General features: G+C 73.9%; 17 protein-coding genes. 7 read left to right on the top strand and 10 right to left on the bottom strand.

Annotated elements, in window-relative coordinates; all coding sequences use genetic code 11:
- Nucleotides 1–35 precede the first annotated feature (35 nt).
- Both ctaD and AC0OO9_RS20250 read right to left on the bottom strand, forming a co-directional pair.
- Nucleotides 36–1796 (bottom strand): aa3-type cytochrome oxidase subunit I, encoded by a 1761-nt coding sequence (ctaD, locus tag AC0OO9_RS20255; protein ID WP_132233840.1) that lies wholly within the window; start codon nt 1794–1796, stop codon nt 36–38.
- Between the two features lie 157 nt (nt 1797–1953).
- Nucleotides 1954–3063, bottom strand: coding sequence for an FAD-dependent monooxygenase (locus AC0OO9_RS20250; RefSeq protein WP_484511600.1), 1110 nt, complete (start codon nt 3061–3063; stop codon nt 1954–1956).
- A gap of 301 nt (nt 3064–3364) precedes the next feature.
- On the opposite strand from AC0OO9_RS20250, the gene AC0OO9_RS20245 reads away from it, so the two are divergent.
- Nucleotides 3365–4507, top strand: a complete 1143-nt coding sequence (locus tag AC0OO9_RS20245; protein ID WP_484511599.1) for a glycoside hydrolase family 12 protein — start codon at nt 3365–3367, stop codon at nt 4505–4507.
- 70 nt (nt 4508–4577) lie between these two features.
- On the opposite strand, the gene AC0OO9_RS20240 is transcribed toward AC0OO9_RS20245, so the two are convergent.
- From AC0OO9_RS20240 to AC0OO9_RS20230, 3 genes are all read right to left on the bottom strand, one after another.
- Entirely contained in the window at nt 4578–5543 is a 966-nt protein-coding gene (locus AC0OO9_RS20240; protein WP_484511597.1) for a golvesin C-terminal-like domain-containing protein, read from the bottom strand.
- Nucleotides 5543–5707 (bottom strand): hypothetical protein, encoded by a 165-nt coding sequence (locus AC0OO9_RS20235; RefSeq protein ID WP_165947736.1) that lies wholly within the window; start codon nt 5705–5707, stop codon nt 5543–5545. The genes AC0OO9_RS20240 and AC0OO9_RS20235 overlap by 1 nt, the downstream gene beginning before the upstream one ends.
- 176 nt (nt 5708–5883) lie before the next feature.
- Entirely contained in the window at nt 5884–6672 is a 789-nt protein-coding gene (locus AC0OO9_RS20230) for an aldo/keto reductase (RefSeq protein ID WP_484511595.1), read from the bottom strand.
- Nucleotides 6673–6789: 117 nt separating this feature from the next.
- Between AC0OO9_RS20230 and AC0OO9_RS20225 the strand changes: the two genes are divergently transcribed.
- Both AC0OO9_RS20225 and AC0OO9_RS20220 read left to right on the top strand, forming a co-directional pair.
- Nucleotides 6790–7851 carry a DNA polymerase ligase N-terminal domain-containing protein gene (locus AC0OO9_RS20225; RefSeq protein WP_484511594.1) on the top strand — a complete coding sequence of 354 codons (1062 nt, stop codon included), beginning with the start codon at nt 6790–6792 and terminating at the stop codon, nt 7849–7851.
- Nucleotides 7852–7867: 16 nt separating this feature from the next.
- On the top strand, nt 7868–9061 hold the full coding sequence (locus AC0OO9_RS20220; protein ID WP_484511592.1) for a threonine synthase: 1194 nt from the start codon (nt 7868–7870) through the stop codon (nt 9059–9061).
- Between the two features lie 62 nt (nt 9062–9123).
- Here AC0OO9_RS20220 and AC0OO9_RS20215 read toward each other — a convergent pair whose 3' ends face one another.
- The 3 genes from AC0OO9_RS20215 to AC0OO9_RS20205 form a co-directional block, all read right to left on the bottom strand.
- Nucleotides 9124–10908: a glycoside hydrolase family 15 protein gene (locus tag AC0OO9_RS20215; protein WP_484511590.1), complete on the bottom strand. Its 1785-nt coding sequence runs from the start codon at nt 10906–10908 to the stop codon at nt 9124–9126.
- A gap of 45 nt (nt 10909–10953) precedes the next feature.
- Nucleotides 10954–11346 carry a cupin domain-containing protein gene (locus AC0OO9_RS20210; protein WP_121399025.1) on the bottom strand — a complete coding sequence of 131 codons (393 nt, stop codon included), beginning with the start codon at nt 11344–11346 and terminating at the stop codon, nt 10954–10956.
- 243 nt (nt 11347–11589) lie between these two features.
- Entirely contained in the window at nt 11590–12072 is a 483-nt protein-coding gene (locus AC0OO9_RS20205) for a septum formation initiator (RefSeq protein WP_484511588.1), read from the bottom strand.
- 102 nt (nt 12073–12174) lie between these two features.
- Between AC0OO9_RS20205 and AC0OO9_RS20200 the strand changes: the two genes are divergently transcribed.
- The 4 genes from AC0OO9_RS20200 (at nt 12175) to AC0OO9_RS20185 (ending at nt 16023) form a co-directional block, all read left to right on the top strand.
- Nucleotides 12175–12870 (top strand): response regulator transcription factor, encoded by a 696-nt coding sequence (locus AC0OO9_RS20200; RefSeq protein WP_484511587.1) that lies wholly within the window; start codon nt 12175–12177, stop codon nt 12868–12870.
- Nucleotides 12867–14144 carry a sensor histidine kinase gene (locus AC0OO9_RS20195; RefSeq protein ID WP_132233814.1) on the top strand — a complete coding sequence of 426 codons (1278 nt, stop codon included), beginning with the start codon at nt 12867–12869 and terminating at the stop codon, nt 14142–14144. Before AC0OO9_RS20200 ends, AC0OO9_RS20195 begins: the two co-directional genes overlap by 4 nt.
- A 115-nt stretch (nt 14145–14259) precedes the next feature.
- Nucleotides 14260–14802, top strand: coding sequence for a PepSY domain-containing protein (locus tag AC0OO9_RS20190; RefSeq protein ID WP_484511586.1), 543 nt, complete (start codon nt 14260–14262; stop codon nt 14800–14802).
- Nucleotides 14803–14925: 123 nt separating this feature from the next.
- Nucleotides 14926–16023 (top strand): beta family protein, encoded by a 1098-nt coding sequence (locus AC0OO9_RS20185; protein WP_484511584.1) that lies wholly within the window; start codon nt 14926–14928, stop codon nt 16021–16023.
- 43 nt (nt 16024–16066) lie between these two features.
- On the opposite strand, the gene AC0OO9_RS20180 is transcribed toward AC0OO9_RS20185, so the two are convergent.
- Together AC0OO9_RS20180 and AC0OO9_RS20175 are read right to left on the bottom strand one after the other, a co-directional pair.
- The gene (locus AC0OO9_RS20180; RefSeq protein ID WP_357579712.1) at nt 16067–16348 is read right to left on the bottom strand and encodes an adhesin; all 282 of its coding nucleotides are present in this window, start codon (nt 16346–16348) and stop codon (nt 16067–16069) included.
- Between the two features lie 180 nt (nt 16349–16528).
- Nucleotides 16529–17602, bottom strand: a complete 1074-nt coding sequence (locus tag AC0OO9_RS20175; protein ID WP_484511582.1) for an NAD(P)-binding domain-containing protein — start codon at nt 17600–17602, stop codon at nt 16529–16531.
- Nucleotides 17603–17680 lie beyond the last annotated feature (78 nt).

The raw sequence follows: 17680 nt of genomic DNA, 5'->3' as shown, positions 1-17680 counted from the left end.
GGTGGGGTGGCGCCCGTCGTACGTGGTGCGGAGCGTCAGCGCCGGTCGGCGTCGCTCGCGGTGTCCTCGCGGTAGCTGGCACCGCCGTCGGACTCGCTGGTCAGCGGCTTGGCGCCGCCCTCCGGCGGGCCGGCCAGGCTCTGGCCGCCGGCCGCCAGCTCCGGGAACTTGAGGTCGAACGCCGGCCGCTCGGAGCGGATCCGCGGCATCCGGTCGAAGTTCCGCAGCGGGGGCGGGGAGCTGGTCGCCCACTCCAGCGAGTTGCCGTGACCCCACGGGTCGTCGACCTCGACCACCGGGCCGGCCTTGTACGACTTCCAGCAGTTCCAGATGAACGGCAGGGTCGAGATGCCGGTGATGAACGCGCCGATGGTGGAGACCATGTTCAGCGTGGTGAAGCCGTCACCGGGCAGGTAGTCAGCGTACCGGCGCGGCATGCCCTCGTTGCCCAGCCAGTGCTGCACCAGGAACGTGGTGTGGAAGCCGATCATGGTCAGCCAGAAGTGCACCTTGCCCAGCCGCTCGTCGAGCATCCGGCCGAACATCTTCGGGAACCAGAAGTAGATGCCGGCGAAGACGGCGAACACGATCGTGCCGAAGAGCACGTAGTGGAAGTGCGCCACCACGAAGTACGAGTCGTGCAGGTGGAAGTCGATCGGCGGGCTGGCCAGCAGCACACCGGTGAGACCACCGAAGAGGAAGGTGACCAGGAAGCCGATCGAGAAGAGCATCGGCGTCTCGAAGCTGATCTGGCCGCGCCACATGGTGCCGATCCAGTTGAAGAACTTCATACCGGTCGGCACGGCGATCAGGTAGCTCAGGAAGCTGAAGAACGGCAGCAGCACCTGGCCGGTGGAGAACATGTGGTGCGCCCAGACGCTCATCGACAGACCGGCGATGGCGATGGTCGCGGCGACCAGGCCCTTGTAGCCGAAGATCGGCTTACGGGAGAAGACCGGGATGATCTCCGAGATGATGCCGAAGAACGGCAGCGCGATGATGTACACCTCGGGGTGGCCGAAGAACCAGAAGAGGTGCTGGTAGAGCATCGGCCCGCCGGTCGCGGGGTCGTAGACGTGGGCGCCCAGGAGCCGGTCGGCGGCGAGCGCCATCAGCGCGGCGGCCAGCAGCGGGAAGACCAGGATCACCAGGAGACCGGTGACCAGGATGTTCCAGGTGAAGATCGGCATCCGGAACATCGTCATGCCGGGCGCGCGCAGGGTCAGGATCGTGGTGATCACGTTGACCGCGCCGAGGATCGAGCCCAGACCCGAGATGACCAGGCCGACGACCCACAGGTTCGCGCCCACGCCGGGCGAGTGCTCGACGGAGCTCAGCGGCGCGTAGGCGGTCCAGCCGAAGTCGGCCGCGCCACCCGGGGTGAGGAAGCCGACCATGGTCATCGTGCCGCCGAAGAGGAACAGCCAGTAGGCGAAGCTGTTCAGCCGGGGGAACGCCACGTCGGGCGCGCCGATCTGCAGCGGCACCACGTAGTTCGCGAAGGCGAACACGATCGGCGTCGCGAAGAACAGCAGCATGATCGTGCCGTGCATGGTGAACAGCTGGTTGTACTGCTCGGGCGACAGGAACTGCAGCCCGGGTCGGGCCAGCTCGGCCCGCATGATCAGGGCCATCAGGCCACCGATCATGAAGAACGCGAACGCGGTGACCATGTACATGATCCCGATCTGCTTCGCGTCCGTGGTACGCAGCAGCCGCGCGATGGCCGACCCCTTGACCGGCGCTCGGACCGGCCAGGGCCGGGTCACGACCGGCTTGGGTGCGACGGTGGTCACGAGTGGCCTCCGGTTCTGGGTTGTCCCGCTCGGCACACGCTGGTTATCTGCGGGCCGTCATCCGCAAGGAGGATAGTCCCCGGCAGGTGACTACGCCGCGTGGGGTGGTCGGGTAGCCTGCACGACCCCGGCGCACCGGGCCCTCGGCCGCCGGCCGCTACAGCGGGCCGAGCAGCAGCCGGTAGTGCTCGCCGAAGATCCGGTCGCCGCGCCCGCGCAGCAGCGGGTCGCGCAGCGCCGGCGGCACGTCCCGGGTCCGGTTGCGGTCCCGGGTCCGGTCCCGCACCCATCGCGTACGCGGGCGACGACGACTCTCGTACGCCGCCAGGGCCGCCTCGACGTCGCCTCCGGCCGCGCGGAGGGAGTCGGCGAGCACCACGGCGTCCTCCAGCGCCATCGCCGCGCCCTGCGACAGCGTCGGTGCGGTGGCGTGCGCGGCGTCCCCGACGAGCAGCACCCGCCCCCGGGACCAGCAGCCCAGTTCCACCTCCTCGGTGACCCCGACGTGCACCCGGTCCAGCGCCTCCAGCACGGCGGGCACCGGTCCGCCGTAGTCGCCGAAGAGCTCGCGCAGCCGGGCCGTCGGGTCGGCCGGCGCGACGGTGCCGGCCTCGTCGGCGTAGCAGTGCAGCCGCCCGGCGCCGATCGGCACGACCAGGAAGCCGGCGCGCTGGCCGAGCAGGGCGGTCCACTCGGCGACCGGGGGCCCGTCGCGCACCACGCTGCGGTAGACGACCTGGCCGGCGGGTCGGGGCGGACCGCCGAGCGCGGCCAGGGCCCGGATCGAGGAGCGCGGCCCGTCGGCGCCGACGACGAGGTCGTACTCGGCGGCGGTGCCGTCGACGAAGGTGACGCCGACGGAGTCCGGCAGCAGGTCGACGGCGCGCACCTCGGCGCCGTGCCGGACGGCGCCGCCCGCACCGGTGAGCAGCACCCGGTGCAGTTCCGTCCGGGGCAGTGCCCGGCACTCGCCGACCCCGGACCAGAGCGCGTCGAGGTCCACCTCGCAGAGCGGCGCCCCGGCCGCGTCGAGGAACCGCTGCCGGTGGATGACGTGCCCGAGCGGGCGTACGGGCCCGTCGAGGTCGAGGCGGCACAGCGCCCGGGCCGCGTTGCCGGGTAGGTAGAGACCGGTCTCGGCGTTCTCGCCCGGGGGCAGCCTCTCGGTGACGTCGGGGCGGAAGCCCGCCATCCGCAGCGCCCGGGCCACGGCCAGACCGGCGATGCCCGCGCCGACGACGAGGATGCGCAGGGGAGAGCCACCCATGGTGGTGTACGCCTCCGGAGGGGTTCGGCACGCGTTGGAGGCAAGACACTACTCGGCGCAATCGGCACACACCAGAGTCAATCGTCCCAGGCGAAACACTCCTCGGCGCCCGCCGCGCCCGCTTCGGAGGACGACCTGCCGCCGAGCGACTCCGGCGTGACAAACCTCACTTACCTCTCCAATACCCCAGGCCCGTTGCGCTGCGGTTTCAGAGATGTAAATGTGTCGAAGGGTTGTGGGAGCGCTCCCGGCCCACCGACCGACTCCGTCCGGCGTTCCGCGCCGAAGCCGAAGGAGCATCATGAAACGTCCACTCCGGGCCCTCGCGGCAGCCGCGCTGCTCGCCGCCGGCTCGATCGTCGCCGTGGCCCTCGGCGGCACCGCCAGCGCCGACACGCAGATCTGCGAGCAGTACGGCTCCACCACCATCCAGGGCCGCTACGTGGTGCAGAACAACCGCTGGGGCACCACCGCCCAGCAGTGCATCAACGTCACCGGCAGCGGCTTCGAGATCACCACCCAGAACGGCAGCAACCCGACAAACGGCGCGCCGACCGCGTACCCGTCGATCTTCCTCGGCTGCCACTACACCAACTGCTCCCCCGGCACCAACCTGCCGATCCAGGTCAGCCAGATCAGCAGCGCCACGAGCAGCATCGCCTACCGGTACGTCAGCAACGCCGTCTACAACGCCTCGTACGACATCTGGCTGGACCCGTCGCCGAAGCGGGACGGGGTGAACCAGATGGAGATCATGATCTGGCTCAACCGGCAGGGGCCGATCCAGCCCATCGGCTCCCCGGTCGGCACCGCCACCATCGACGGGCGGAGCTGGGAGGTGTGGCGCGGCAGCAACGGCTCCAACAACGTCATCTCGTACCTGGCCCCGTCGGCGATCAGCAGCGCCAACCTCAACCTGAAGGCGTTCATCGACGACACCCGCAACCGGGGCGCGATCACCAACTCCTGGTACCTGACCAGCATCCAGGCCGGCTTCGAGCCGTGGCAGGGCGGCGCCGGCCTCGCGGTGACGTCGTTCTCGGCGGCGGTCAACGGTGGCGGCAACCCGCCGCCCACGACCGCGCCGCCCACCACTCCCCCGCCCACCACTCCCCCGCCGGGCGGTGCCGGGTGCGCGGTAAAGTACACGCCGAACTCCTGGAGCAACGGCTTCACCGCCGACGTGCAGATCACCAACACCGGGTCGAGCCCGATCAACGGCTGGACGCTGGCCTACAACCTGCCCGCCGGGCAGCAGATCACCAGCTCGTGGAACGCCACGGTCAGCCAGAGCGGCTCGGCGGTGACCGCGCGGAACATCAGCTGGAACGGTTCGCTCGCCCCGGGCGGCACGGCCAGCTTCGGCTACCAGGGCACGCTAAGCGGCGCGTACGCGTCCCCGACCAGCTTCACCCTCAACGGGACCGCCTGCTCGCGCTCCTGAACGCCGGACGCGACGTCCGCCGGGCCACCCCGATGCCTGGCGGACGTCGCGTGTCTCAGGGCCGGCCGGGTCAGACCCGGGTGAGCCGGACGGCGTCGGCGATGACGAGGCCGGCTGCGGAGCTCCACCGGCTGACCGCGACCCGGTTGGCGTCCCCGGCCGGCAGCGTGAACGTGCCGAGTGAGCGCCACTGCCCACCGGTCGCCGCCTGGTTGACGATGACCGTCCGGTTGCCGGTGGTGGTGGCCACGATGTACGGCGTCGCGGTGTTGTAGCCGGCGACCGCCGGCCACCACGCGTCGACCCGGTAGTTCGCGGTCGCCGGGACGTTGAACTTGTACCAGGCGGCGTCGCTGGCGGCGACCGGGTCCGCGAAGCGGTAGTCGGTCCCGTAGCGCTGGGCCGAGTACGCCGAGGTGCCCCAGTTGGCGCTGGCGGTGAAGCGGCCGGCGGTGGAGTTGTCCACCACGGAGCTCCAGGCGGGGACGCCGCCCGACATCTTCGCGGCGACGTCGGCGCGCATCGTGTTCAGGTCGATGAAGGACGGGTCGATCTTGCCGCTGGTGCTCGTCTCGCGGTGGCCCCGGGCGTAGCTGGCGTCCCTGCCCAGCCGCTTGAGCACGGCGGCGGTGGCGGCGATCGACGCGTTGTACTGCGCCGCCGTCATCTCCTGGTTCACGCCGTTGTAGTCGATCTCCCACCCGATCATCAGGGTGTTGCCGTCGCCCGCGGGGATCGGCCCGCTGCCCCGGCTGACGCCCGCGTGGTTGCAGCGGCCGGCGGAGATGACGTGGAAGACGCCGTGGTAGTCGACGAGGGCCTGGCAGAGCGGGCCGGGCAGGTCGGAGCGGCCGTTGATGCAGACGTTGAGCGCCGGGTGCGGGTTGCTGGCGCTGGAGGTGGCGGCGGTGTGGTGCCAGAGCACGCCGATCGGGTCGAACGAGCCCGCGCGCATGCGGTTGACCCAGTCGCCGTGGGTGACGACCTGGACGCCCGCTCCCCGCAGGACGTCCACCAGCCAGGGAATGGTGGCCATCAGGACTCCCCGAGCAGGTCGGCGAGGCACTCGGCCTTCGGCGCGGCGAGCGGCGCGGCGCTCGCCGTGGCGGGCTTGGCGGCTACGGCCACCGCGGTGGCCACCAGGGCCGACATGCCCAGCACCCCGCGTCGGGGGAGGCGGGCGGGTCGTGACGCGTTCATGGCGCTCCTTCAGACAAGGGCGGAGGGGTTCCGACTCATCGATGAACTGGTGACGCGCACGGTATATCGTCACGAGCATCTATGTCGATACCCTTCATCGCCCCTATTCAGGCTGAAGGAAATTGGCAACGGCGGACCCCGGAGCGGGTTCCGCTCCGGACGCCGGAAGGGGTTCGTCAGGGGTTGCCGAGGGCGTCGATGTCGCGCATCTCCTCGGCGGTCAGCGAGAAGTGGAAGATGTCGGCGTTGACGCGGATCCGCTCCGGGGTCACCGACTTGGGGATGACCACGATCTCGTGGTCGACGTGCCAGCGGAGCACCACCTGGGCCGGGGAGACGTCGTGCGCGGCGGCGATGCGGGTCAGCACCGGATGGGCGAGGTCGCTGGTCTTGAACGGGCTGTAACCCTCCAGCACCACTCCCCGGTCCCGGTGCTCCTTGTGCCGCTGCCGGTCGTACAACGAGGGGCTCCACCGGATCTGGTTGACGGCCGGGTTCTCCTCGGTCGCCTGGATCAGCTCGTCGAGCTGGCCGGTGCCGTAGTTGCTCACCCCCACCGCGCGCGCGAGCCCCTCGTCCCGGGCGGCGAGCAGCTCGCGCCAGACGGGGATGTTGTCCGCCGGATTCTCCGGCGGCCAGTGGACCAGCCACAGGTCGACGTGGTCGGTGCCGAGCGCGGTCAGGCTGGCCTCGAGCGTCTCCCGCTCCCGTCCGACCCGGTCCGGCGGCAGCTTGGTGGTGACGAAGACGTCCTCGCGGCGCAGCCCGCTCTCCTGGACCGCCCGGCCGACCTCCTCCTCGTTGCCGTACATCGTGGCGGTGTCGACGTGGCGGTAGCCGGCGTCGAGCGCGGCGAGCACCGCGTCGTACCCGGCCTGGCCGGTGGCCTGCCAGGTGCCGAAGCCGAGCAGGGGCATCCGCACCTCGCCCGGGAGCGCAACGGTGGGCTGGTCCTCGTGGTCCATGCCGCGGTCTACCCGTGATGACCCACGACATTCCCGGGCGACCGGACACCCGGGCGGCCGGACATCCGGACATCCGGGCGGCCGGCGGGCCGGCGCGGATTGCCGGAGAATACGGATGTGGCTGACCCGCTGGAGGAGTACCGGCGCAGACGGGACGCGGCGCGCACCCCGGAGCCGGTGCCGAAGCGCCCCCCGGGGAAAAAGCGGCCCGCCGACGGCACGGCCCGGTTCGTGATCCAGCAGCACCACGCCCGCAGCCTGCACTGGGACCTGCGCCTGGAGCACGAGGGGGTGCTGGCCTCCTGGGCGGTGCCGCGCGGGCTGCCCCGCGACACCGGCCGCAACCATCTCGCCGTGCACACCGAGGACCACCCGATGGAATACCTCGACTTCCACGGCGAGATCCCGGCCGGCGAGTACGGCGGCGGACGGATGACCGTCCACGACCGGGGCACCTACCACTGCGAGAAGTGGCGCGACGACGAGGTGATCGTCGTGCTGGACGGCGAGCGCACCTCCGGGCGGTACGTCCTCTTCGCCACCGGCGGCAGGAGCGGGCGGGACTGGATGGTCCGGCGCACCGACCCGCCGCCGGAGGGCTGGACGAGCATGCCGGAGCTGGTCCGCCCGATGCACCCCACCCGGGCGGCGAAGCTGCCGGCGGACGAGCCCGAGTGGGGCTACGAGCTGCGCTGGGACGGGGTGCGCGCGGTCGCGTACGTCTCGGGTGGGCGGCTGCGGCTGCTCGCGGAGGACGACGAGGACGTCTCCGGGACGTACCCCTGGCTGCGGGAACTGGCCGAGGAGCTGGCGCCCACGGAGGCCGTGCTGGACGGCGTCCTGGTGCGCATCGACGCCGCCGGCCGGGTGCGGCCGGCGCGCGGCGGACGCCGGACCCCCGACGCCCAGTACCTGATCTTCGATCTGCTCTGGATGGAGGGCGTGACCAGCCTCGACCTGCCGTACGCGCAGCGCCGGGAGCTGCTCGACGGCCTGGCGCTCGCCGGCCCGCACTGGCAGACTCCGCCGTGGTTCCCCGGTGCCGGCCGGGAGGCGCTGCGGACCGGGCGGGAGCAGGGGCTGCCCGGGGTGGTGGCGAAGCGCCTGGACTCGGTCTACGAGCCGGGCGGGCGCAGCCGGCGCTGGCTGAGCATCGACGCGAGCCGAGACACGAGCTGAGACGGCGAGGAGCATCGTGTACCTGACGCACCTGGAGTGCCCGCGCTGCGGGCGGGAGCACGACGCCACCAAGCTGACCAACCTCTGCGACTGCGGATCCCCGCTGCTGGCCCGCTACGACCTGGCGGCGGTGGCGAAGGTGCTCACCCCGGAACGGTTCCCCCTGCGCCCGGCCGACCTGTGGCGCTACCGCGAGCTGCTGCCGGTGGCCGACCCCCGGCACGAGACCACGCTGGGCGAGGGCTGGACGCCGCTGCTGCGCACCCCGACCTACGGCGCGGAGATCGGCATTGCGGACCTGCTGGTCAAGGACGAGGGACTGACCCCCACCGGCTCGTTCAAGGCGCGCGGCGCGGCGGTGGGCGTCAGCCGGGCCCGCGAGCTGGGCGTGACGCGCATCGCCATGCCCACCAACGGCAACGCGGGCGCGGCCTGGGCCACCTACGCCGCGCGGGCCGGGCTGGGCGCGACCATCGTCATGCCGCTGGACGCGCCGGCCATCTGCCGGCGCGAGTGCGTGGCCGCCGGGGCCGACCTGCGCCTGGTCGACGGCCTGATCGGCGACGCCGGGCGGCACGTCGCGGGGCTGGTCGCCGGCTCCGGCGGCGCGATCTTCGACGCCGGCACGCTGCGGGAGCCGTACCGGCTCGAGGGCAAGAAGACGATGGGGTACGAGATCGTCGAGCAGCTCGGCTGGCAGGTGCCCGACGTGATCATCTATCCCACCGGCGGCGGGGTCGGCCTGATCGGCATCCACAAGGCGCTGCACGAGCTGCGCGAGCTGGGCTGGATCGAGGACAAGCTGCCCCGCCTGGTCGCGGTGCAGTCGACGGGCTGCGCGCCGATCGTCCGCGCCTTCGCCGCCGGTGAGCAGCGGGCGCGCCCCTGGGCCGACGCGCACACCGTGGCGTTCGGCATCACCGTGCCGGCCCCGCTCGGCGACGAGCTGATCCTCGACGCGCTGCGCGCCAGCGCCGGCACCGCGATCGCCGTGGACGACACCGAGATCCTGGCCGACCTGCGGGACTTCGCCGCCCGCGAAGGGCTGCTGCTCTGCCCGGAGGGGGCCGCCTGCCTGACCGCCGCCCGGCACCTGCGCGCCGGCGGCTGGATCCGGGCCGGCGAACGCGTGGTGGTGCTCAACACCGGGGCCGGCGTGAAGTACCCCGAGACGGTGGACGTCACCGACGTACCGGTGCTCCCCGCCTGAGGTGCAAGGAGGGGACCCTTCCCATACGAATAGCGATAGTAGGGGCCCCCCTCACACCCTCGTCAGTCCGTGGTGGGGTCGGTCAGCCGCCAGGCGGCGCTGACCAGGCCGATGTGCGACAGCGCCTGCGGGGTGTTGCCGACCTGCGCGCCGGTACGCGGGTCGATCTGCTCGCTGAACAGGCCGATGTCGTTGGCGTGCCCGAGCAGCCGCTCGAAGAGCGCCTCGGCCCGGCCCGGCTCACCGGCCAGGACCAGGCACTCCACCAGCCAGAACGAGCAGGGCAGGAAGCCCGCCGGGTCGGTGTCCCAGCGGCGGACGAGTCCCTCCCCGGCGCCCAGCCCCCGCTCGACGGCCTCGATGGTCGCGCGCATCCGCGGGTCGGTCGCCGGCAGGAAGCCCACCAGGGGCAGCAGCAGCACGGAGGCGTCCAGCTCCGGCGAGCCGAACGCGCCGGTCCGCTCGTGCCAGCCGTCGCGCAGCACGGCGGTCCGGATCTCGTCGCGGATCCTCGCCCACCGCCGGGCGTCGGCCCGGTCGCCGAGCCGGGGCGCGAGCCGCACCGCCCGGTCCAGCGCCACCCAGCAGAGCACCTTCGACGTGAGGTAGTGCCGGTCGGTGTCCCGGGTCTCCCAGATGCCCCGGTCCGGCAGGTGCCAGGTGGCGGCGACCTGCTCGGCCAGGCCGAGCACCATCTCGCGCAGTTCCGTGTCGAACGACTCCCCGAGGTGGTCGCGCAGCTGCCAGACCGCCGAGAGCACCTCGCCCGGCACGTCGAGCTGGCGCTGCCGCCAGGCGTCGTTGCCGACCCGCACCGGCAGGCTGCCGCCGTAGCCGCGCAGGTGGGCGCACTCGTGCTCGGAGACGTCCCGCTCCCCCTCCAGGCCGAAGAGCACAGGCACGGGGTCGGGGCCGACCCGGCCGATCGAGCGGGCCGCCCAGGCGAAGAGCCGGGACGCCTCGGACGGGCAGGCGGCCACCCAGAGGGCGCGCAGCGTCATGGCGAAGTCGCGCAGCCACGAGTAGCGGTAGTCGTAGTTGCGGTCGCCGCCGATCCGCTCCGGCAGCGACGTGGTCAGGGCCGCGGCCACCGCGCCACTGCGGGCGTACGTGAGGCCGGTGAGCACGGTCGCGCTGTGCCGGACCTGCTCCCGGTAGCGGCCGTCGTAGTGGTGCGACTCGCGGTAGGCCTGCCAGGCCTGCACCGTCTCGGCGAGCGCGGCCACCGGCTCCAGCCGGGCCGGTGCCGTCCCGTACGCCTGCCCGTACGCCACGTCGAAGCCGACCACCTGCCCGGCGGAGATTTCGAACTCCTGCCGGACCCGGTCCCGGTCGACGTGCGGCTTCACCCCGCCGGTGTGCAGGGCCAGCACCACCGGGCCGGCCGCGGCCAGCACCCCGCCGTCGGGCTGCCCGTGCAGGTACGGGGTGAGCAGGCCGTACTCCGGGCGGGGGCGGAAGTCGAGCGACATCCGCACCCGCCCGGCCAGTCCCTCCACGACCCGTAGCAGCACCGCCGGAGAGTTCATCCCCAACTGGTGGCCACGGGCGCCGAGCTCGGCGGCGAGGGCGTCGGTGACCGCGACGCTCCCCTCCGGCGTGTGGTGCACGGTGCGCAGCACCAGCGTGTCGGCCACGTACGCCCGCTCCACCCGGTGCCCGGGAAGCCCGGCGGCGGTGGGCGCCAGCCGGAAGTGCCCGGCCTCCGTGTCGAGCACGCGGCCGAAGACCGACGGGGAGTCGAACCGGTCCGGACACCACCAGTCGATCGAGCCGTCCCGACCGACCAGGGCGCCCGAACGGCAGTCGGAGAGGAACCCGTAGTCGGAGATCGCCAGTTGGTCCACCCGCTGCGGGTACCCCGTCGCGGCCGCCTCAGGCGGCACCGACGGTCAGGAGGTGGGCGGCTCGTCCTCGCCGGCGGCCTCGGCCGCGTCGGCCTCCTCCTTGGTCCGGTGCACCGCCTGGTCGGCGTGCTCGGGCGGGCCGTAGACCGTGTAGAGCACCAGGGGGTTGGGGCCGGTGTTGACGAAGTTGTGCTTCGTGCCGGCCGGCACCACCACCAGGTCGCCCTGCACGACCTCGCGCTTCTCCCCCGCCACCTGCGCCTCGCCCGTACCGCTGACGAAGGTCAGGATCTGGTCGATGTCCTCGTGGACCTCCTCGCCGATCTCGCCACCCGGCGGAATCGTCATGATCACCAGCTGGGTGTGCTCACCGGTCCACAGCACCCGCCGGAAGTCCGGGCTCTTCTCGGCGACGGTCGCGATAGTGAAATGCTCCATGCCGACGCACATACCCGCTGCGGCCCGACGCCACGCCGGGACTCGCAGATGGTGGAATTCGCCACTCCTCGGGGGTTTCGATCCCTGATGGACGGGGATCGAGGAAGTAGCCGGCGCACGGTGGCCGGTCGAGCCAGGTCCCCGCCGGCGTACCGCCGTACGGCTGCGGTGGTGGGAGACGGCCAGAGCGCGGCGACGTTCCGATCCCCGGGATCCGAACGGCGCCGCGCGCTCGTGTCCGGCTCAGTCGTCGTCCTCGACCGACACCGGCTCCAGCCCCACGCAGCGCAGCTTCAGCTCGAACTCCCCGGACGGGCCGGCGAAGGCGACCTCCACGTCGTCGTCCGGCCCCGGGTCCGCGTCCGAGACCCGGTAGCCCGGCGCGGGTGTCCAGGAGACCAGCCGTACCCCGCCCGGCCCGCACTCGACCACCGCGCTGCCACCCGTCGTGGCGAAGGCCCGACGTGCTCCCGCCGGGGTCGAGCCCGGCGCTCCCGGCGACGGCGGCCCGCCGGTCCCGCCCGCCGCCGGAGACGAGCTGCCGGCCCCGGGGACGGTGGGCCTGGGCGAGGCCAGGGCACGCTCGATCTCCTCCTGGCTGAGCACCCCGCCGGGGGTGCCGGCGATGCTCTCCCCCACCCACCGGATCGCGGCCACCCCGATCAGGGTGGCGAGGGCGGCGGTGGCCAGCCACCCGGCGACGGCGAGGAACGAACGGCGGCGCATTCCCCGAGTCTGACCGATCCGAGGTTGGGACGAGCACCGGACGAGGCTAAGGGAGGGTTAACGTCCGGGCCGGCGCGCCGCGTGGCAGCTAGCCTGCCACCTGTGGCCCGCCTGCTGCTCATCGAGGACGACCTGACGATCCGTACGCCGCTGCTGCGGGCACTGCGCGAGCGGGGGCACGCGGTGGCCGCCGCCTCGACGGCGATGACCGGCCTGCGCGACGCGCTGGAGGACCGGCCCGACCTGGTGGTGCTCGACCTGGGACTGCCCGATCTGGACGGCCGCGAGCTGCTGCGGATGCTCCGCGCGGTCAGCGCCGTGCCGGTGATCGTCGCGACCGCCCGCGACGACGAGACCGAGATCGTCGGGGTGCTCGACGCCGGGGCGGACGACTACGTGGTGAAGCCGTTCACGGCCGCGCAGCTCGACGCGCGGATCCGGGCGGTGCTGCGGCGCGGGAGCGGGTCCGCCCCGGAGGAGGACCCGGCACTGGTGGTCGGCGGGCTGCGGGTCGACCCGCGGTCGCGGCAGGTCACGCTGGACGGTGCGCCCGTCGAGCTGACCCCGCGCGAGTTCGACCTGCTGCACCACCTCGCGGGCCGGCCCGGCCAGGTGGTCACCAAGCGGGAGCTGCTGGCCGAGGTGTGGCGGGTCCCGTACGGCGGCGCCGACAAGACCGTGGACGTGCACCTGTCCTGGCTGCGGCGCAAGCTCGGCGAGAGCGCGCAGGCGCCCCGCTACCTGCACACCGTCCGGGGCGTCGGGGTCCGGCTCGAAGCGCCGGGGAGCGCCGGATGAGGGCCCGACTGGCGCTGCTCGTCGCCGCGGTCAGCGTGCTCACCCTGGTCGCCTTCCTGGTGCCGCTGGCGCTGCTGGTGCGTACGGTCGCGGCGGACCGGGCCACCGTGCGGGCCACGGCCGACGCGCAGAGCCTCGTCACCGTCGTCGGCACCGCCGACACCGCGACGATCCGGCTGACCGTCGACCAGCTGGCCACGGAGTCGGCGCGGCCGGTGACGGTGTTCCTGCCCGACGGCACGGTGCTCGGCGCCCCGGCCCCCCGTACGGCCGCCGTGGCGCTGGCCGAACGGGGGCAGAGCCTCACCGCCGAGTCCGGGCGGGGACGGGAGGTGGTGATCGCCGTGCAGGGGCGCCCGGACGGCACCGGCGTGATCCGTACGGTGGTCCCGCCCGCCGAGCTGACCGCCGGGGTGACCCGGTCCTGGCTGGTCCTGGCCCTGCTCGGCGTGCTGCTGGTGCTGATCGGGCTGGCCGTCGCCGACCGGCTGGCGCGCACCCTGGTCCGGCCGATCGGTGAACTCTCGGCGGTGTCGCACCGGCTGGCGAACGCGGAGCTGGCCGCGCGCGTCACGCCCGCCGGGCCGCGCGAGCTGCGCGAGGTGGCCGGCGCCCTCAACCACCTCGCCGGCCGGATCCAGGTGCTGCTGGTGCAGGAGCGGGAGGAGGTCGCGGACCTATCGCACCGCCTGCGTACCCCGCTGACGGCGCTCCGCCTGGAGGCCGAGGCGCTGCGCGACCCGGAAGACGCCGCCCGGGTGACCGCGGCCGTGGACGGGCTGGAGCGGGCGGTCACGGGCCTGATCCGACAGGCCCGGTGGCGGGTGCCCACGGCCGGGGCGGCCAGCGCCGACGCGGCGGCCGTGGTGGCCGAGCGGGTGGCGTTCTGGTCGGTGCTGGCCGAGGACACCGGGCGGGCCGTGACGCTCGACCTGGCACCGGGACCGCTGCCGGTGGGCGTGCCCGCCGACGAGCTGGCGGCGGCGGTGGACGCCCTGCTCGGCAACGTCTTCGCGCACACCCCGGACGGCACCGCGTTCGCCGTCCGGCTGACGGCGGAGGAGGCGGGCCGGGCGGCGCTGGTCGTGGCGGACGAGGGTCCGGGGATGCCGCCCGGCACGATCGGCCGGGGCGCGAGCACCGCCGGCTCGACCGGCCTGGGCCTGGACATCGCCCGCCGCGCCGCCCAGTCCAGCGGTGGCCGCCTCACCCTGCACGCCGCGCCCTCCGGGGGCGCCGAGGTACGCCTCGAACTGGGCCCGCCCCCGTCCTGACCCGTCCTCCGGTCCGCGCCCGGACAGGCTTAACCCGGCCTTAGCGTTCGGGCAGCGTGGCGCTATCCGGGCGGGCGCGATCCTGGGAACCAGCAACCGAGGAAGGGTGAACGAGATGAAGCGCAAGTCCCTGATGCTGGCGTCGCTCGGAGGCGCGGCCGTGCTCGTCGTGACCGGTGCGACCTTCGGCGTCGCGGCGGCCGACAACGGCGCGGCCCGGGCGACCACCCTGGCCGCCGCCACCACCGCCCCGACGACCCCGGCCACGCCGGGCACCCCGAGCGGCACCGGGAGCAGCGCCCCGGCGACGGGCGGCGCGCCGACCACCAGCGGCACCCCGGCGGTGCCCGGCTCCCCGTCGGGCAGTGCTGCGCCGGCCACCGGCGACGACGCGGTGAGCGAGCAGCGGGCCGGCGAGATCGCACTGGCCCGGGCGGGCGGCGGCAAGATCGTCGAGGTCGAGCGCGAGGACGAGGACGGCCGGGCCGTGTGGAGCGTCGAGATCGTGGCCGGGCAGACCGAGCACGAGATCGACGTCGACCGGGGCGACGGCTCGGTGGTCAAGGCCGAGCAGGAGCCGGTCGACGACGATGACGATGACGACGACCGGGACGACGACGATGACGACGACTCGGACGACGACGGCGACGACGACTGACCCGTCGCCGGTAGCGCCGCCGTCCCGCACTGCGGGGCGGCGGCGTCGTCGTTGCGGGCACCCGGCGGGCGGGACGGGCCGCTCGGCCCTGTGACCGACGCCGATGTCTGGCTACATTGGGGTATGGTGCCCGCCCACGAGGGCCGGGCGGCGGAACCGGTCTACCGCCCCATCCTCGCCAACCGGCGGGGTGAGCTGGAGGCGCTCGGTCATCTCGACGACGTCGTCGCCCCCCTGCTCGCCCCGGTCCTCCAGGTGTCCGTCCTCGACCAGTTCACGCTTGACGTGCTCCGTCGGCTGCCCGACGGGCTGCTCACGGCCGTCGACGTCACCGGCCTGCCCGACGTCCCGGAGGCCGAGCTGGTCCGCTGGGGCGTACCGCTGGTGCCGGTGATCGGGCTCGCGGACAGTGACCGGCGCCTGGTGGCGCACGGCGCCGCGGCCCGGGCCCACACCCAGCGGGCGGTCGTCCGGCTGCGGGTCGGGCACGATCGCGCCGGCCCGGACGCGGCCACGGCGGCGGCGGAGCGGGTCTGGCGGCTCACCGGCCTGGTGCCCGAGCAGTGCGACCTGCTCCTCGACGCGGGCGACGTGTGCTGCCGGGCCGACGTACGGGTGGCCGAGCCCCGGGTCCGCCGGTTGTCGGAGTGGGCCCGCCGGCACGCCTGGCGCTCCGTGAGCGTGGCGGCGGGCGGGATGCCCCCGGCGGTGTCCGCCCTGCCCACCGACGAACCGGTGCGCGTCGACCGCTGGGACTGGCAGCTCTGGCAACGGCTGGCCGACCTCGGCGTCGGGTACGGCGACTACGGCGTCGGCTCCGCGGTGCCCGGCGCCGACCAGGCGGGAGACCGGCTGCCCACGGTCCGCTACACCGCCGACGGCGTCTGGTGGGTGTACCGCTGGTCGCGGCGGGGCGGACGCGGCGACGACCGGTTCGCGGACCTGTGCCGCACCGTGGTCTCGTCGCCGCACTGGCCGGCCACGGGCGCGGCCTTCTCCTGGGGTGACCACGAGATCCTGCGGCGGGCCCGCCGGGGCGCCGGCGCCGGGTCCGCCAGCAACTGGGCGGCGTGGAGCACCTCGCACCACCTGGCGCACGTGCTGGCCGCGCTGCCGCAGCGGGGGCGGGAGTCCCGGCCGTGGCGGTCCGGTCAGGCTCCGCCGGAGCGGGGCCGTCCCGCCCGGCCGCACCGCAACGGGGAGACCCGCCGGGCCGGCTGAGCGCCTCCCCGCCGGGCACCGGTGGGGAGGCGGCGCCCGGCCGTCACTGCTTCTCGGTGAACCCGAACTGCACGATGCCCTCGTCGTCGACGCTCGCGTCCACCGACGCGTCGCCGAGCAGTTCGGCGGCGTCGGAGTCCAGGAAGATGCGGGCGCCCTGGTTGTCGACCACGTGGTCGCCCTCGGTCGGTTCGGCGACCAGTTCGACGGTGAGCGACCCCGCGTCGGTGTCGGCGGCGATCCGCACTCCGCCGTCCTCGGCGACGTCCTGCTGGTTGGCGAGGTCTCGGATGACCAGCACGGCGTTGTCGGTCATGGTGAGCATGGCGGAACTCCTCGTGGATTCTCGGATTCGCGGTGCGGGACCGGGCTCGGCCCGCGGGCGAGCACACGTGGGAGGCGATGGAAGGGCGACACGCACATCGCCGTCGCGCTTCGGGGCAGCTCAGGGCCCCTCCACGGCCTACGTTGCCCCCTGCCGGGGCATCCGTCAAATAGAGCGGGGTCAGTGCGCGGCACGGGCCGGGGCGAACCGGGCCCGGATCTCGCGTACTGCCGCGCGGCCCGCCCGGTTGGCGCCGATCGTGCTCGCGGAGGGGCCGTACCCGATCAGGTGAATCCGCTCGTCGGCGACCACCCGGGTGCCGTCCATCGTGATACCGCCGCCCGGCGCGCGCAGGCGCAGCGGCGCGAGATGGTCCAGCGCGGCCCGGAAACCGGTGCACCACAGGATCACGTCGGCGGGCACGAACCGCCCGTCGTCCCAGGCCACGCCGTCGGGCGTGATCCGGTCGAAGACGGGTAACCGGTCGAGCACGCCGCGCTCGCGCAGCCGCCGCAGTTCCGGCGTGAGCGGCAGCCCGGTCACCCCGACCACGCTGTCCGGCGGGCGGCCCGCGCGTACCGCCGCGTCGACCAGGGCCACCGCCGCGCGCCCCCGCTCGGGGGTGAACTCCTCGTCGCGGAAGTCGGGCGGGCGCCGGGTCACCCAGGTGGTGCCGGCGGCCACGGTGGAGACCTCGGCGAGCAACTGCACGGCCGACGTCCCGCCGCCCACCACCACGACCCGCCGGCCGGCGAACTCCGCCGGTCCCCGGTAGTCGGCGGTGTGCACCTGCCGGCCCCGGAAGGTCGACCGGCCGGGGTAGTGCGGCCAGAACGGTCGGGTCCAGGTGCCGGTGGCGTTGACCAGGGCACGGGTGGTCCAGGAGCCGTGGTCGGTGTGCACGGCGAGCCGGCCGTCGGCCCGGTCGCGCACCTCCCGGACCCGCACGGGCCGCCGCACCGGCAGGTCGAACTCGCGCTCGTACGCGGCGAAGTAGGCGCTGACCACCTCGGCCGCCGGCCGGTCGGGCCCGGCCACCGGGAAGGGCAGGCCGGGCAGGTCGTGGAAGCCGTGCACCCGGTCGAGCCGCAGCGTGGGCCAGCGGTGCCGCCACGCCCCGCCCGGCCCGTCGCCCCCGTCGAGGATCACGAAGCCGTCCCCGGGGGCGAACCCGGCGCGGGCCAGGTGGTGGCCGGCGGAGAGGCCGGCCTGCCCGGCCCCGATCACCAGCACGTCGACGGAGCGCTCGTCCATGCCGGGTACAACACGGGCGGGCCCGCCCGGCTGCCCGCCGGGAGCGTCTCGCCGGTCACAGCCGCCGGGCCCACGGAA

Source organism: Micromonospora sp. USAFONa4, from assembly GCF_057197825.1.
This window is presented reverse-complemented; position numbering and strand designations above follow the sequence as displayed.